Here is a 14,351-nt window from a genome sequence, read left to right on the forward strand (position 1 = left end):
GAGGTCTGGATCACCGATCCCGGAAACTGGTAACGTGATTCTCCGCACAGAATAACCCGCTTACCACCGGAGTCGAGTTGTCACAGATACCGGGACGTCCGCTCCCGACGGTTACCACGCTCAACGAGTACTTCTGGACCGCGGGCGCCGACGGGGTGCTGCGAATCCAGGAGTGCCAGGACTGCAGCGCCCTCATCCATCCGCCGCAGCCGATCTGCCGGTACTGCCGCAGCCACAACATGGGCGTCCGCGACGTGTCCGGGCGCGCATCGCTCGCCGGGTTCACGGTCAACCACCGGTTCGGTTTCCCCGACATGCCGCCGCCCTATGTGGTGGCGGAGGTGGCCATCGCCGAGGATCCCCGGGTCCGGTTGACGACCAACATCGTCGACTGCGAGCCGGACGCTCTCAAACTAGGGATGCCGGTGGAGGTCGACTTCCAGCAGATCGAAGATGTCTGGCTGCCGGTGTTCAAGCGGGCACCGGACTCCACACCGGCCCCTCCGATCGTCGCCGAACCTGTCGCACCCCAGGACATCGCCAAGCACGTCCGGCCGATGCTGACCAAAGCGAAGTTCGAGGATCACTCGGCCATCACCGGCATCGGTATGTCCAAGATCGGTCGTCGCCAGATGGTGCCGCCGCTGGCGCTGACCATCGATGCGGCCGAGAAAGCCGTCGCCGACGCGGGATTGACGTTCGACGACATCGACGGACTCTCCACATATCCCGGCCTCGACATCGCCGGCATGGGCGAAGGCGGCGTATCCGCACTGGAGGGTGCACTCGGGCTCCGGCCCACCTGGATCAACGGCGGAATGGATACCTTCGGCCCCGGTGGGTCGGTGATCGCAGCCATGATGGCGGTGGCCACCGGCATGGCCCGCCATGTGCTGTGTTTCCGCACCCTGTGGGAGGCGACGTTCGGCCAGCTGGTCAAGGAGGGCAAGGCGTCCCCTCCGATGGGTGGCCGCACCAACAGTTGGCAGCAGCCGTACGGCGCCACCTCTGCCGCACACACGTTGGCACAGAACGCCGGTCGGCACTTCGACCGGTACGGCACCACGCGGGAGACCCTGGGCTGGATCGCACTCAATCAGCGCGCCAACGCCGCGCTGAACCCGACAGCCATCTACCGCGACCCGATGACCATGGATGATTACCTCTCGGCCCGCATGATCACAACGCCGTTCGGCCTCTACGACTGCGACGTTCCGTGCGACGGGGCGGTGGCCGTCATCGTCTCGGCGGTGGACGCCGCGCGCGATCTGGCCAAGCCGCCGATCCTATTCGAGGCAGTGGGTACCCAGATCATCGAACGGCTCGACTGGGACCAGACCACACTCACCCACGAGCCGCAGGTGCTGGGCCAGAGCGCGCACATGTGGTCGCGAACCTCGTTGCGCCCCAGCGATGTCGATGTCGCCGAGCTCTATGACGGGTTCAGCTTCAACTGTCTGTCCTGGCTCGAGGGCCTGGGCTTCTGCGGCATCGGCGAGTCCAAGGACTTCCTCGACGGCGGCCACAACATCGCCCGCGACGGCATCATCCCGCTCAACACCCACGGTGGCCAGCTCTCGCACGGCCGCACCCACGGGATGGGCCTGATCCACGAGGCCGTCACCCAGCTGCGCGGTGAGGCCGGTGAGCGTCAGGTCGCGAACGCCCGTGTCGCCGTGGCCAGCAGCGGCGGACTGACCCCCAGTGGAGTGCTGCTGATGCGCAGGGATGACTGAAGGACATGCGTACCCCATGAGTAAGACAGCTCCGCACCCCAGGGTGGTGATGGTCGACGGCATCCCGATGTCGGCACTGGTCGCCGAGTCCCCCGTCCCGCGCGCGGTCGTCGTCGCACTACACGGTGGAGCCACCACGTCGGCCTACTTCGACTGCCCGGGCCACCCCGAGCTGTCGCTGCTGCGCAGCGCGGTCGCCCAGGGTTATACCGTGATCGCCCTGGACCGCCCCGGATATGGCGCCTCCGCTGCTTATCCCGATGCCATGGCCCGACCCGATCAGCGGGTCGCGTTGGCGTTCGGGGCAGTCCAGCGCATCGCCGGTGCGGCAGACCTGTTCGTTCTGGGTCATTCGATGGGCTGCGAGTTGGCCATGCACTTGGCCGTGCAGCGGCCCGAGGTTCTTGGTGTGTCACTGGCCGGCACCGGCCGCCGGTATCATCCGGCGGCACAGGAACTGCTCAAAGACGCTTCGCCGCAGCAACGGCCGCGCGGCCTGCGCGAGCTGCTGTGGGAACCGGCCCGGCTCTACCCGTCTGACGTGATCGGTGCCGGGTTGTCCGCGGGCGGCACAGCGTACGAGGGGGACGTCATCAAAACCTGGGCGCGGCAGGAATTTCCGGCACTGGCCGGGCAGACGACGGTTCCAGTGCAGTTCCTCGCCGGCGAATACGAGAACGTCTGGGAGTCCAATCCCGAGGCACTCGCCGCAATCCGTGCGATGTTCACCGCCTCACCGCGGGTGCAGACGGGCGAACTCGCCGACAGCGGCCACAACCTCAGCGTCGGGTTGAGCGCCGAGATCTATCACCGCAAGGTGCTGTCGTTCGCCGACGAATGCCTGACCAACCGCGGCCTCGAGCCGGTGAACGGCACTGTGAATACCGAAATGGAAGTGGAGGCAGGTTGATGCGAGTCGGATTTATCGGGCTGGGCAGCCAAGGGGCGCCGATGGCCAGGCGGATCGTCGAGGGCGGCTTCGAGACAACCCTGTGGGCACGGCGTCCGACGTCCTTGGAACCCTTCGCCGACACCGGGGCCAAGACCGCGGGCTCCCCCGCCGAGCTGGCCGCTGCCAGTGACCTGGTCTGCCTGTGCGTGGTCGGTGATGACGACGTCCGGCAAGTGCTCGACGGCGAGACGGGCGTGCTGGCCGGACTGGCCTCGGGCGGCATCATCGCCATCCACTCGACGGTGCACCCCGACACCTGCCGCGAGCTCGCGGAAAAGGCTGCCGGGCAAGGCGTTACGGTCATCGACGCCCCGGTGAGCGGCGGCGAACCCGCGGCCTCGGCCGGTACCCTGCTGGTGATGGTCGGTGGCGACGAGGAGATCGTCGAGCGGGTACGCCCGGTGTTCGCCACCTATGCCGACCCGATTGTGCACCTGGGCGGTGTCGGCGCCGGCCAGGTCGCCAAGATCCTCAACAACCTGCTGTTCAGCGCCAATCTGGGCGCCGCCATGAGCGCGCTGGAACTCGGTGAGTCGCTGGGTGTTCCGCGTCAGGCGCTGTGCGAGGTGATCTCGCGGGGTTCGGCCACCAGCAAGGCACTCAACAGCATCGCGATGTTCGGCGGCACCCTGGACAACCTGGCGCCCATCGCCGGAGCGCTGCTGCAGAAGGACTGCCGGCACGCGGCCAGCCTGGCTGACGATGCCTCTGCACCGCAGGGTGCGGTCTTTGATGCGGCCGACAATGCCCTGGCCATCATGAACCATCCTCGCTGATGCGCGTCGCTTTCATCGGGGCCGGCCGGATGGGCTCGCCGATGGTGCGCCGCCTCACCGAAGCCGGACACCAGGTGCGAGCCTTGGGCCGTGACGACGAAAAGCGCGCCGCGGTGGCCGAACTCGGCGCCGAGCCAGTGGAATCGGCGAGCGCGGCCGTCGCCGACGCCGAGGTGGCGATCGTCTGCGTGTTCACCGATGAGCAGGCGCGTGAACTGTGTTCGGACTTGATCGACACGATGCCGGCAGACTCGGTCCTCGTGCTTCACACCACAGGCAGCCCTCGCACCGCCGAGGCCCTCGCCGAGCGCGGGGCGGCGCGCGGCATCGCGGTCGTCGACGCTCCGGTCAGCGGCGGACCGCACGACATCGCCGCCGGGACCGTGACGGTGTTCACAGGTGGTGACGAGGACGCGGTGGCCCGTGCCCGCGAGGTGCTGACGGCCTATGCCGATCCGGTATTGCACGTCGGTCCGGTCGGCGCCGGGCAACGGGTGAAATTGGTGAACAACGCGTTGTTCGCCGCGCAGATCGGCGCAGTGGCCGAGGGTGTGCGCCTGGGCGATCGACTGGGTATCGACGAGGCGACCCTGTTGACTGCCCTCACACACGGCAGTGCGGCAAGCCGCGCGCTGGGCGGTATCGCCGCCACCGGCTCGGCGGACGCCTTCATCGCCCGGGTCGGTGAGTTCATCGGAAAGGACGTCGCCGTGGTCCGCAGAACAGCCGCTGAACTGGACAGCGACCTGGGCAGCGACCTGGGCAGACTCGAGGGTCTGCTCGACGCCGCGATCAAGTGACCCAGCCTGCCGTCACTACCTGATCAGCACCCATTTTGTGCTTTTCAAACACCATCAAAAGGATTACTGTTAGCGTTACAGTTCAACAGTTTCCCGTAACGTTTCACAGCGCTTCCGGCCCAGCCCGCCGCGAAGGAGGAGCCAGCCAATGACCAAGGCCCAGGTGATTTTCGATCCGTTCTCCGAGGAGTTCTTCAACAACCCGTTCGACATGTACCGCCGGATGCGTCAGGACGCACCGCTGTACTACAACGAGGACTCCGACTTCTATGCCCTGACCCGGCATGAGGACGTGTCGGCGGCGTTGAAGGATCATGAGGCATTCTCCTCGTCACGTGGCTGCGATCTGGCCATGGTGCAGAGCGACGAGCCACCGCAGAAGTCGATCATCTTCATGGACCCGCCCGATCACCGGCACATGCGCAGCCTCCTGAACAAGGCATTCACCCCGCGCATGATCCAGTCCCAGCGCGACACCGTCGTCGAGCAGATCGACCATCACCTCGGGATGATCGACTCCGACGAATTCGATGTCGTCCAGGACTTCTCGGGTCCGTTCCCGGTCGAGGTCATCACCCGGATGGCCGGCGTCGACCCGGAGTACCGCCAGCAGGTCCGGCACTGGATCGACATCAGCCTGTCGCGTGAACCGGGACAGATCAGCTACTCCGAAGCCGGCATGCAGGCCAACATCGACACCGGGATTTACTACTACGGGCTGGTGCAGAAGCGCCGCGAAGAGCCACAGGACGACATGATCAGCCGGCTGATCGCCGCGGAGATTCCCGGCGAGGATGGCCAGATGCGTCGCCTCGACGACATCGAGATCACCGGATTTGCCACCCTTCTCGGCGGAGCCGGTGCCGAGACCGTCACCAAACTCGTCGGCACCGCGATGGTGCTGTTCGCGCGCAATCCCGAGCAGTGGCAGAAACTGCTCGACGACCGCGAGAAGGTCGGAGCCGCCGTCGAGGAGCTGCTGCGCTACGAAGGCCCGGTGCAGTACAACGTCCGCTACACCCTCAAGGAAGCCCACGTGCCCAGCGGCACCATTCCGGCAGGCAAGGCGGTGTTCCTGATCAGTGCCGCGGCCAACCGCGATCCCGATGCGTTCACCGATGCCGACACCTTCGACATCGACCGCGACCGCACGGAGGCCCAGAACCTGGGGCTGGGCTACGGCATTCACAGTTGTCTCGGGGCAGCGCTGGCCCGGATGGAGAGCGCCGTCGCGCTGGAGAAGTTGCTCGATTTCATGCCGCGCTACGAGGTGAAATGGGATCAGCTGCAGCGGGTTCACATGCAGAATGTGGCGGGCTACTCGCACGTGCCAGTACGGGTGTTCAGGTGATGGCGAAGAAGGTTCACGTCGACTTCGAGATCTGCGAGAGCAACGCAGTGTGCATGGGCCTCGCCCCCGAAGTCTTCGACCTCGACGATCAGGATTATCTCCACATCCTGCAGGAGGATGTCACGCCGGAAAACGAGGCGCTGATCCGCGAAGCGGTGCGGCAGTGTCCCCGTCAGGCCATCTCGATCGTCGAGGAGTAGCCCGTGCGATTCGTCTTCGTACACGGTGGTTTTCATGCGGCGTGGTGCTGGGAGCGCACCATCGTCGAGTTGCAGGGCCTGGGCCACGACGGCGTCGCCGTGGACCTGCCCGGGCACGGCGCCCGGGCAGCCGAGGAATCAACCCTGGCCAGCCGGCGGGCCGCGATCCTCGAGGTCATGCACGCCGGGGATGTGCTGGTGGGGCATTCCGGCGGCGGGTTCGACGCCACCTTGGCTGCCGACGCGGCCCCGGATCTGGTTGGCCACATCGTGTATCTCGCCGCTGCGTTGCCCAGGGAAGGTCGGACCTATCCCGAGGCGATGGCCATGCGTTCCGCCGAAGATGAGTTGGGCAGCGAGTTCGACGGAGATGTCGGCGAGATGCTGAGCTACCTGCATTTCGACGAGGAGGGCGCGATGCACTTCGCGGACTTCGACGGCGCGTGGCGCTACTTCTACCATGACTGCGACGAGGCAACGGCCCGTTGGGCTTTCGATCGTCTGGGGCCGGAGCGGTTCGGCGACACCACGGTGACCCCGGTGTCGGTGCCGCAGTTCTGGGCGGCCGATCTGCCCCGCAGCTTCATCCGCTGCCTGCAGGACCGCTCGATGCCGCAGTGGCTGGCCGACACCGTGACACAACGTCTCGGCGTCGAGCAACTGACCATCGACGCATCGCACTCACCGTTCCTGAGCCGCCCGCGCGAACTGGCCGAGCTTTTGGTGCACGCCACGACGACCACACCGATTGCCGCACTGACGCCGGCTTAGCTCTATAGGCCGAGACAGGACAGCGACGAACCGTGTCCCCGTAGTCGATTTCGATGACACAGGGACTTTGCCGTTCGCGAGGGACTTTGCCGTTCGCGTGCGTAGCGTTATGGCGAGAATTTTGAACATTCTTCGCCATAGCGCTACGTACGAGGAAGTCCGGCCCGCTCGTCAAGGCACACGCGAGCTAGGCCGCGGCGATCACCGTCTTGCCGAACTTCTCGGTGGCCTCCAGCGCATGGGCGAGGCTGTCACCCGGCAGGGTGACGTGCAGCCAGGTGACCCCCAGGGCGGCGAGCTTGTCCACGCCGACCAAGAACGCGTCGGCATCGAAGTCGTCGTCGCCGGGGCTGCCACCCTCAAAGTTGTTGAACACGATGTCGATTCCGCCTGGGTCGCGGCCGGCCGCGACCAGCCGGGCCCGCAGGTCCTCGATGCCGGCGGCCAACGCGTCCAGCGAATCGATCGCCGCGGTGCCCGCGGTCTTGGCCAGGCCCGGTGGCGCGGCGAATGGGCACCAGCCGTCGCCGTGCTTGGCCACCCGGGCCCGCGCCGCTGAGGTGTTGCCGCCAATCCAGATCGGCGGATGCGGGCTCGCCGCCGGGCGCGGATGCGCCGTGATACCACGTGCGCTGAAGTTCTTGCCCTCGAAGCTGTAGTCGTCGGTGGTCCAGATCCCTCGGATGACTTCGAGTGCCTCGTCGAACAGTTTGGCACGGTCGTCGTAGGACACCCCGAGCGCGGCGAATTCCCGCTTGAGGTAGCCCACTCCGACGGCCAGGGTGAATCGGCCGCCGGACAGCAGGCCCAGGGTGGCGCCGGATTTGGCCACCACGAACGGGTTTCGATACGGCAGCACCACAATATTGGGCACCAGGCGAAGCGTGGTGGTGTGTGCCGCGGCGAAGGCCATGGCCACGAACGGGTCGACCGCGTCGTGACCGCCGGCATCCAGCCAGCGCTGCGACGGCGCGGGATGGTCGGTGAACCCGAAGCCGTCGAATCCTGCCGCCTCGGCCGCAGCCGCTACCGCGGCAACCCCGCTGCCGCTCACCAGATCCGGATGGTACGGGTGAGTGTGCATCGGATGGGTGATGCTGTAACGCACTGCGGCCGGCCGATCAGGAGGGGAAGCCGGAAAGGATGACGCCGTTGCACTCCGCTGCGCCTTGACGGACCTTGGCGGCCGCCTGGTAGGCGTCGGAGTAGTACCACTCACGCGCGGCGTCGACGGATTCGAACTCCAGCACCACCGTCTGCGTGCCGTGCCACGCGCCCTCGATCACCTCCGGCTTCTGGTCCACGGCCACGATCGTGGCGCCGCCCATCGCCTTCGACGCCAGCTTGGCGTACTCACCCATGCCGGCCGGATCCTTGATGTCCTCGGTGATGATCACGTAGCCCTTAGCAGATGCCATTACGAATCACTTTCTCTAGTTGTCGATTTCGCTGATTGCCCGCTCCGGGCAGTTGTCTATCGCCTCGCGCGCGGCATCTTCGAGCCCGGCCGGAACCTCGTCCGGGTCGGCCACCGCCCAACCATCGTCTGACATCTCGAAGACCTCGGGGCACAGCGTCAGGCACATGCCGTGGCCGGCGCAACGGTCCTCGTCAACCCTGACCCGCATCAGGTGTCGAACTCCAGGTGCAGCTCAGTGAGCCCGCGCAGGATGAAGGTGGGGATGTAGTTGTAGCGCCGATCGCTGTCGGAGCCGTGCTTGGCCTCGGAGATCCGGATGTCGGTCGTGCGGTCGAGCAACCGCTCGATCCCCACGCGGGTCTCCGCGCGCGCCAACGGGGCACCGGGGCAGCTGTGGATGCCACGGCCGAAAGCCAGGTGCTGACGGGCGTTCTTGCGCGCCGGGTCGAAGGTGTCGGGATCTTCGAAGCGCCGCGGGTCGCGGTTGGCCGCACCGTTGAGCACCATCACCGTGGTGCCGGCATTCAACTCGGTGTCGCCGATGGTCACCGGGCAGCGCGACAGGCGGAAGTCACCCTTGACCGGGCTCTCGATCCGCAGCGCCTCCTCGATGAAGTTGGGGATCAGGCTGCGGTCGGCGCGCAGCCGCTGCTGGATCTCGGGCTGTTCACCCAGGACCTTCAGCGCGGTGCTGAGCAGGCGCACCGTGGTTTCCTGCCCCGCCGAGAAGACATTGGTCGCGACCCGCGCGACATCGCCGACGTCGGGGATGCTGCCGTCCGGGAAGGTGGCGTCGGCCAGACCGGTGAGGACATCGTCGCGGGGGTTGGCCCGACGGTCGGCCACGTAGTCGGAGAACTGGCCGTAGAGGAACTCCAGCGGGCTGTGCGACAGCGACTCCTTGCTGGTGCTGCCGATGCCGCCACCGGAATTCTGCTTGATGCCGTTGACGAATCCTTCGCGGTCCTCGGGTGGAATGCCCAGCAGGTCGGCGATCACCAACAGCGTGAACGGGCCGGCGAAGCCCTTGATGAACTCGCCCCCGCCAGGTGCCAGATAGCTGTCGAGCACTTCATCGGCCAACTGCCACATGGCGTCCTCGTTCTCCTTGAGGCGCTTGGGCGTGATCAGCCGCATCAACAACGAGCGATGATCGGTGTGGGTCGGCGGGTCCAGTGTCGGCAGCTGGTCGCTGAACGGCAGATCGTTGCGGTGCTTGTCGATGAGCGCGGTGACCTCGTCGGCACTGCGCCCCTCTAGCGGGACCGGGAACCCCGGGAACGGCCCGGTGACCGACACGCACGACGAGAAGGTCTCCTCGTCGTTGTAGACCTGCACCGCTTCGTCCCAGCCGGTCACCATGGTCACGTTGTAGTGGTCTTCACGGGTGACGGGACATTTGTTCCGCAGCGCCTCGAAGAACGGGTACGGGTCGTCGACCAATCGTTCATCGCGGAAAAAATCGATACCGGTTGGGTCGATCGCCATCAGCTGCTCCCGTTCCAGCCACACATATGAGAATGCGGCTCTCATCTATGAATAGTAGATTTCCATAGCCCCGGTTGCGCGTCAACGCCGGACCCCAACCTATCAGCCATAAGCAGCAAGAATAGGATTCTCACCCCCTGAGCGCCCAGCGTGGTCAGGTCACACCCGAGGCACCGCCGGTAACCAGAACCGGCGGCCATGCACCGGGCGTTCATTGCAGAGATAGTTAGACAGACGTCAACTATTTCCAATCGCCGCATCCGTTGTTACAGTGCCGAATATGGCCAGGGGAACCGCGACGGATGCTGCTGACGGCAGTCAGCGTCGCGCCTCGTTCCAGCGGGCCCGCTCGCACCAGACCAAGCGCGACCTGGTCCAGGCCGCGATGGCGCTCTGGCGCACCAACGGCTACGCCAAGACCACGGTCGCCGATATCTGCCGAGCCGCAGGGGTGTCCCGCGCGTTGTTCTACTTCTACTTCCCGGCCAAAGAGGACGTGCTGTTCGAGGTGGGCCTGACCTCCACCCGGCTGGCCCAGAAGCGGGTGAAATCACTCCTGACCGGCGATTACGACATGATGGACGTGATCACCGAGGCACTGCGCAGCCTGGAACGGTCAATGGCCCGCAATCCACCCGATCTGATCGTCGAGACGATCCTGGAGGGGTACCGGCACGAGCACCGGATCCTGGCCGGCGACGTCGACCCGGATACCCAGGACGCCGACATGTTCGGCGAGTTGTTCGCCCGAGCCCAGGCCGACGGCACGCTCGGTGCGCACGTCGACGTGATCCACCTGTCCCGGCTGGCCCAGATCCTGGTCAGCGAGGGCGTCCGGCACTGGGCCGGCGGCAGTTACGGCGACCGCTCGTTCACCGACCTCGTCGCACGCGATATCGGCGCGATGATCACTGGCTTCAACACCACCAACAACTAGATCGGAGGACCCCCGATGGCGTGGGATTTCGAGACCGACCCGCAGTATCAGGAATTACTGGACTGGGCTGACGAATTCGTGACCGAGCAGGTCGAGCCGCTCGACTTGGCCTGGCCGCACCTGCAATTCACCCAACTGGAGGGCAAGCGCCGAGAAGCGATCGATCCGCTCAAGGCGCAGGTGCGCGAGAAGGGCTTGTGGGCGACACATCTCGGCCCAGAACTCGGTGGGCAAGGCTATGGGCAGCTCAAGCTGGCGCTGCTCAACGAGATCCTCGGCCGCTCGCAGTGGGCGCCGATCGTGTTCGGTTGTCAGGCGCCCGACACCGGCAATGCCGAGATCATCGCGCATTACGGCACCGAGGAGCAGAAGCAGCGCTACCTGCATCCGCTGCTCGAGGGCGAGCTGTTCTCCTGCTATTCGATGACCGAGCCGCACGCCGGTGCCGACCCCACGCTGTTCACCACCAGCGCGGTACGCGACGGGGACGACTGGGTGATTAACGGCTGGAAGTTCTTCTCCTCCAACGCCGCAACCGCATCGTTCCTCATCGTCATGGTGGTCACCAACCCTGAGGTCAGCGCCTACCAGGGGATGTCGATGTTCCTGGTGCCCACCGACACTCCGGGCGTCAAGATCGTCCGCAACGTCGGACTGTACGGCGAACCGGACAACGAGGGCAGCCATGCGTTGATCCATTACGACAATGTCCGGGTGCCCGCCGAGGCGGTGCTGGGTGGCGAGGGGCAAGCCTTCGTGATCGCGCAGACCCGGTTGGGCGGCGGCCGGATTCACCACGCGATGCGCACGATCGGCCTGGCCCAGAAGGCGCTGGACATGATGTGCGAACGAGCCCTGAGCCGCGAGACCCAGGGCAGTCGCCTGTCCGACAAGCAGTTCGTCCAGGGCTACATCGCCGACTCCTATGCCCAGTTGCTGCAGTTCCGGCTGATGGTGCTCTACACCGCGTGGGAGATCGACAAGTACAACGACTACAAGTTGGTCCGTAAGGACATCGCCGCGGTCAAGGTGGCGATGCCCGCCGTACTGCACGACATCGCCTGGCGGGCAATGCAGATCCACGGCGCACTTGGTGTCACCAACGAGATGCCGTTCCTGGGCATGGTCACCGGCGCCGCGGTGATGGGGCTGGCCGACGGCCCGACCGAAGTGCACAAGACGACGGTTGCCCGGCAGGTGTTGCGCGATTACCATCCGACCACCGACACCTGGCCCACCGAGTGGATTCCCCGCAAACGCGACGCTGCGAAAGCGAAGTTCGCCGAATACCTGGAAGCTGAGGTGGGCAACCTGTGAGCGAGATCGACACTGCGCGGCTTGCTGATTGGATGGACAACGCCGGGCTGGCGGGCAAGGGCGAGCCGCTTGAGGCCCGCTTCCTATCCGGCGGAACCCAGAACGTCATCTATGAGATCCGCCGGGGCGAGCACTCCTGCGTCCTCCGCATGCCACCGGCCGGGGCCCCACCCGACCGGGACAAGGGCATCCTGCGGGAATGGCGCATCATCGAGGCCCTCGACGGCACGGATGTCCCCCACACCGCCGCGATCGGTGTGTGTGCCGATCCAGAGGTGCTGGGGCGGCCGTTCTATCTGATGGGATTCGTCGACGGCTGGTCTCCGATGGACACTCATGGCCGCTGGCCTGAGCCGTTCAACACCGATCTGAGCACCCGCCCTGGGCTGAGTTATCAACTGGCGGAGGGTATTGCGCTGCTGTCCAATGTCGACTGGCAGGCCAAAGGGCTGAGTGACCTCGGTCGGCCCGACGGCTTCCACGAACGCCAGGTCTCCCGCTGGATCGGGTTCCTCGACCGGATCAAGAACCGCGCCCTGCCAGGCCTTGATGTCGCCACCGACTGGCTGCGAGCCCACAAGCCGCTCGATTTCATCCCGGGCCTGATGCACGGCGACTACCAGTTCGCCAATGTCATGTACCGCCACGGCGCCCCAGCCACGATGGCCGCGATCGTGGACTGGGAAATGGGCACCGTCGGAGATCCGAAGCTGGACCTGGCCTGGATGGTGCAGAGCTGGCCGGCCGATACCGACAACCCGGAGCCGTCTGAAATGGGCTACGTCGACATGCGCGGGATGCCCTCGCGTGACGACGTCGTGGCTCACTACGCCAAGGTGTCCGGACGACAGGTCGACGACCTCGACTACTACCTGGTGCTCGCGAAGTGGAAGCTTGCGATCGTGCTGGAGCAGGGTTTTCAGCGGGCCGGCGACGACGAGAAGCTGCTGGCGTTCGGTCCGGTGGTCACCGAACTGATGCGATCTGCCGCTGATCTCGCCGAATCCACTGATTACCGGTGAAAGCTGTCGTCTGCCCCGAGTACGGGCCTCCGGATGTGGTTCGCCTCGAGGACGTTCCCACTCCCCCGCTCGCCGCCGGTCAGGTACGGGTCCAGGTCGGCTCAGCCGCGGTCAACTTTCCCGACGTGCTGCTGGTCGCCGGCCAGTACCAGATCAAGGTGCCCGTACCGTTCATCCCGGGCAGCGAGTTCGCCGGTGTGGTGACCGAAGTCGCCAGTGACACCGACGGTTTCATCGTCGGTGACCGGGTGACCGGCACCGGGTTGTTCGGTGCGTTCGCCGAGCAGGTGTGTGTGCCGACGGCGGGGCTGGCCCGGATCCCCGACGGTGTGGACGACGGCACCGCGGCCGCCTTCGGGGTGGCGCACCGGACCGCGTATCACACGCTGCGATCGGTGGCCCGCATCCGACAGGGCGACGACGTGATCGTGCTGGGAGCCGGCGGCGGCGTGGGTTTGGCGGCGGTGCAGCTGGCGTCGACACTCGGCGCGCGGGTCACCGCGGTCGCATCATCTGACGAAAAGCTCTCCACTGCAGCACAATATGGCGCAGTCTCACTCGTCAATCACGCAAAGGCCGACCTGCGCGCCGCACTGCGGGAGGCGCTGCCTGACGGCGCCCACGCCGTGCTCGACCCGGTCGGCGGCGACCTGTCCGAACCGGCCTTGCGGTCCCTGCGCCGCAGCGGCCGGTTCGTGACCATCGGCTACGCCTCGGGCGTCATCCCTCGCATCCCGCTGAACCTGGTCCTGGTCAAGGGGATTCAGATCCTCGGCTTTCAGTTCCAGGACATACCCCCGGACGAGTTCACCCGTAACGAAGCCGAACTACGGGACCTGTTGGCCACTGGTGCGGTACGGCCCCACATCGGCGCGGTTTACTCCTTGTCCGAGACCGCCGCCGCGCTGCGGCAGGTCGCCGACGGGCGGGCGGTCGGCAAGGTGGTCATCGACCTCGCTTAAGCGTTATCCGCCCCGAGATCCTTCGGCGGGTAGAAGTACTCCCGCCAAGCCGTGATCTTCCCGTCTTTCACCTCATAAGCACCCATCACCGGCCAGCTCATTTGCTTGCCATCCACGATCCAGTAGTCGGTGCGCTCCATCAGCACCACGTCGCCGTCGACGGCCAGGTACAGAACTTTGAGGTCGACACAGTTCCCGCCGGCGAAGAACACCTTCATCATCTCGCCGATCGCTTCGCGACCAGAGAGCTTCGGCCAGTCCGGCCCGATGTCGAAGGTGGCGTCTTCGGCGAAGTGACTCATCACTTCGTCGACGTCGTTGCGGCCCCATGCGGCGATCTCGGCGCGCACGATTTCCTCAGCGGTCATCAGTACCCCGTCAGTCGTTGTGAAAGAGATTTACACTAGCCCGTCCGAGTGTAATTCCGATGGACATCACTTCCGGACCAGCACCACGTTTCAATCCGCAACAGCCAGTATCGAATTCGATCCTGGACCAGGAACCAGCAACCCAATCCTTGACCGGGCCACCTTCGGCCTGCTAAGCAGGTGCACAGCCCTTTCGATACGGTCAGGAGACCAGCCGTGCCCACTTCGACCGAAGCCGACCTGTACTACGA

16 protein-coding genes are annotated in these 14,351 nt (G+C 65.7%); 11 read left to right on the forward strand and 5 right to left on the reverse strand.

Annotated features, from left to right (window positions below; translation table 11 throughout):
* Positions 1 to 77: 77 nt before the first annotated feature.
* From HBE63_RS15935 to HBE63_RS15965, 7 genes are all read left to right on the forward strand, one after another.
* The gene (locus HBE63_RS15935; protein WP_166905604.1) at positions 78 to 1,736 is read left to right on the forward strand and encodes an OB-fold domain-containing protein; all 1,659 of its coding nucleotides are present in this window, start codon (positions 78 to 80) and stop codon (positions 1,734 to 1,736) included.
* A gap of 16 nt (positions 1,737 to 1,752) precedes the next feature.
* Positions 1,753 to 2,646, forward strand: a complete 894-nt coding sequence (locus tag HBE63_RS15940) for an alpha/beta fold hydrolase (protein ID WP_166905605.1) — start codon at positions 1,753 to 1,755, stop codon at positions 2,644 to 2,646.
* Positions 2,646 to 3,464 carry an NAD(P)-dependent oxidoreductase gene (locus HBE63_RS15945; RefSeq protein WP_166905606.1) on the forward strand — a complete coding sequence of 273 codons (819 nt, stop codon included), beginning with the start codon at positions 2,646 to 2,648 and terminating at the stop codon, positions 3,462 to 3,464. The genes HBE63_RS15940 and HBE63_RS15945 overlap by 1 nt, the downstream gene beginning before the upstream one ends.
* Positions 3,464 to 4,264, forward strand: a complete 801-nt coding sequence (locus tag HBE63_RS15950) for an NAD(P)-dependent oxidoreductase (protein WP_166905607.1) — start codon at positions 3,464 to 3,466, stop codon at positions 4,262 to 4,264. Before HBE63_RS15945 ends, HBE63_RS15950 begins: the two co-directional genes overlap by 1 nt.
* Positions 4,265 to 4,412: 148 nt before the next feature.
* The gene (locus tag HBE63_RS15955; protein WP_166905608.1) at positions 4,413 to 5,615 is read left to right on the forward strand and encodes a cytochrome P450; all 1,203 of its coding nucleotides are present in this window, start codon (positions 4,413 to 4,415) and stop codon (positions 5,613 to 5,615) included.
* Entirely contained in the window at positions 5,615 to 5,815 is a 201-nt protein-coding gene (locus HBE63_RS15960; RefSeq protein WP_166905609.1) for a ferredoxin, read from the forward strand. Before HBE63_RS15955 ends, HBE63_RS15960 begins: the two co-directional genes overlap by 1 nt.
* 3 nt (positions 5,816 to 5,818) lie before the next feature.
* Complete coding sequence (locus HBE63_RS15965) at positions 5,819 to 6,586, forward strand: alpha/beta fold hydrolase (protein ID WP_166905610.1); 768 nt, start codon at positions 5,819 to 5,821, stop codon at positions 6,584 to 6,586.
* Between the two features lie 187 nt (positions 6,587 to 6,773).
* Here the strand turns inward: HBE63_RS15965 and HBE63_RS15970 are convergent, their stop codons facing one another.
* The 4 genes from HBE63_RS15970 to HBE63_RS15985 are packed head-to-tail and all read right to left on the reverse strand — an operon-like array spanning position 6,774 to position 9,494.
* Entirely contained in the window at positions 6,774 to 7,694 is a 921-nt protein-coding gene (locus HBE63_RS15970; protein ID WP_166905611.1) for an LLM class F420-dependent oxidoreductase, read from the reverse strand.
* Between the two features lie 13 nt (positions 7,695 to 7,707).
* On the reverse strand, positions 7,708 to 8,004 hold the full coding sequence (locus HBE63_RS15975; RefSeq protein ID WP_003880116.1) for a DUF1330 domain-containing protein: 297 nt from the start codon (positions 8,002 to 8,004) through the stop codon (positions 7,708 to 7,710).
* Between the two features lie 15 nt (positions 8,005 to 8,019).
* The gene (locus tag HBE63_RS15980; protein WP_166905612.1) at positions 8,020 to 8,214 is read right to left on the reverse strand and encodes a ferredoxin; all 195 of its coding nucleotides are present in this window, start codon (positions 8,212 to 8,214) and stop codon (positions 8,020 to 8,022) included.
* Positions 8,214 to 9,494, reverse strand: a complete 1,281-nt coding sequence (locus HBE63_RS15985) for a cytochrome P450 (protein ID WP_166909852.1) — start codon at positions 9,492 to 9,494, stop codon at positions 8,214 to 8,216. Before HBE63_RS15985 ends, HBE63_RS15980 begins: the two co-directional genes overlap by 1 nt.
* A 280-nt stretch (positions 9,495 to 9,774) precedes the next feature.
* On the opposite strand from HBE63_RS15985, the gene HBE63_RS15990 reads away from it, so the two are divergent.
* From HBE63_RS15990 to HBE63_RS16005, 4 genes are read left to right on the forward strand one after another with little or no spacing between them, the layout of a single operon-like run.
* Entirely contained in the window at positions 9,775 to 10,431 is a 657-nt protein-coding gene (locus HBE63_RS15990) for a TetR/AcrR family transcriptional regulator (RefSeq protein WP_166905613.1), read from the forward strand.
* Positions 10,432 to 10,446: 15 nt separating this feature from the next.
* Positions 10,447 to 11,748, forward strand: a complete 1,302-nt coding sequence (locus HBE63_RS15995) for an acyl-CoA dehydrogenase family protein (protein ID WP_166905614.1) — start codon at positions 10,447 to 10,449, stop codon at positions 11,746 to 11,748.
* A gap of 32 nt (positions 11,749 to 11,780) precedes the next feature.
* On the forward strand, positions 11,781 to 12,770 hold the full coding sequence (locus HBE63_RS16000; protein ID WP_166909854.1) for a phosphotransferase family protein: 990 nt from the start codon (positions 11,781 to 11,783) through the stop codon (positions 12,768 to 12,770).
* The gene (locus HBE63_RS16005) at positions 12,767 to 13,732 is read left to right on the forward strand and encodes an NADPH:quinone oxidoreductase family protein (protein WP_166905615.1); all 966 of its coding nucleotides are present in this window, start codon (positions 12,767 to 12,769) and stop codon (positions 13,730 to 13,732) included. Before HBE63_RS16000 ends, HBE63_RS16005 begins: the two co-directional genes overlap by 4 nt.
* Here HBE63_RS16005 and HBE63_RS16010 read toward each other — a convergent pair.
* Positions 13,729 to 14,100, reverse strand: coding sequence for a limonene-1,2-epoxide hydrolase family protein (locus HBE63_RS16010; protein WP_166905616.1), 372 nt, complete (start codon positions 14,098 to 14,100; stop codon positions 13,729 to 13,731). The genes HBE63_RS16005 and HBE63_RS16010 overlap by 4 nt on opposite strands.
* Between the last annotated feature and the right edge of the window lie 251 nt (positions 14,101 to 14,351).

This window comes from Mycobacterium sp. DL440 (genome assembly GCF_011745145.1).
GTDB lineage: Bacteria > Actinomycetota > Actinomycetes > Mycobacteriales > Mycobacteriaceae > Mycobacterium.

What these genes read in the sequence shown, in the direction of transcription:
- HBE63_RS15945 (WP_166905606.1), top strand. Translation starts at nt 2,646, where the DNA reads ATGCGAGTCGGATTTATCGGGCTGGGCAGCCAAGGGGCGCCGATGGCC.
- HBE63_RS15990 (WP_166905613.1), top strand. Translation starts at nt 9,775, where the DNA reads ATGGCCAGGGGAACCGCGACGGATGCTGCTGACGGCAGTCAGCGTCGC.
- HBE63_RS16000 (WP_166909854.1), top strand. Translation starts at nt 11,781, where the DNA reads ATGGACAACGCCGGGCTGGCGGGCAAGGGCGAGCCGCTTGAGGCCCGC.
- HBE63_RS15980 (WP_166905612.1), bottom strand. Translation starts at nt 8,214, where the DNA reads ATGCGGGTCAGGGTTGACGAGGACCGTTGCGCCGGCCACGGCATGTGC.
- HBE63_RS15975 (WP_003880116.1), bottom strand. Translation starts at nt 8,004, where the DNA reads ATGGCATCTGCTAAGGGCTACGTGATCATCACCGAGGACATCAAGGAT.
- HBE63_RS15955 (WP_166905608.1), top strand. Translation starts at nt 4,413, where the DNA reads ATGACCAAGGCCCAGGTGATTTTCGATCCGTTCTCCGAGGAGTTCTTC.
- HBE63_RS16010 (WP_166905616.1), bottom strand. Translation starts at nt 14,100, where the DNA reads ATGACCGCTGAGGAAATCGTGCGCGCCGAGATCGCCGCATGGGGCCGC.
- HBE63_RS15960 (WP_166905609.1), top strand. Translation starts at nt 5,615, where the DNA reads ATGGCGAAGAAGGTTCACGTCGACTTCGAGATCTGCGAGAGCAACGCA.
- HBE63_RS15950 (WP_166905607.1), top strand. Translation starts at nt 3,464, where the DNA reads ATGCGCGTCGCTTTCATCGGGGCCGGCCGGATGGGCTCGCCGATGGTG.
- HBE63_RS15940 (WP_166905605.1), top strand. Translation starts at nt 1,753, where the DNA reads ATGAGTAAGACAGCTCCGCACCCCAGGGTGGTGATGGTCGACGGCATC.
- HBE63_RS15995 (WP_166905614.1), top strand. Translation starts at nt 10,447, where the DNA reads ATGGCGTGGGATTTCGAGACCGACCCGCAGTATCAGGAATTACTGGAC.
- HBE63_RS15985 (WP_166909852.1), bottom strand. Translation starts at nt 9,494, where the DNA reads ATGGCGATCGACCCAACCGGTATCGATTTTTTCCGCGATGAACGATTG.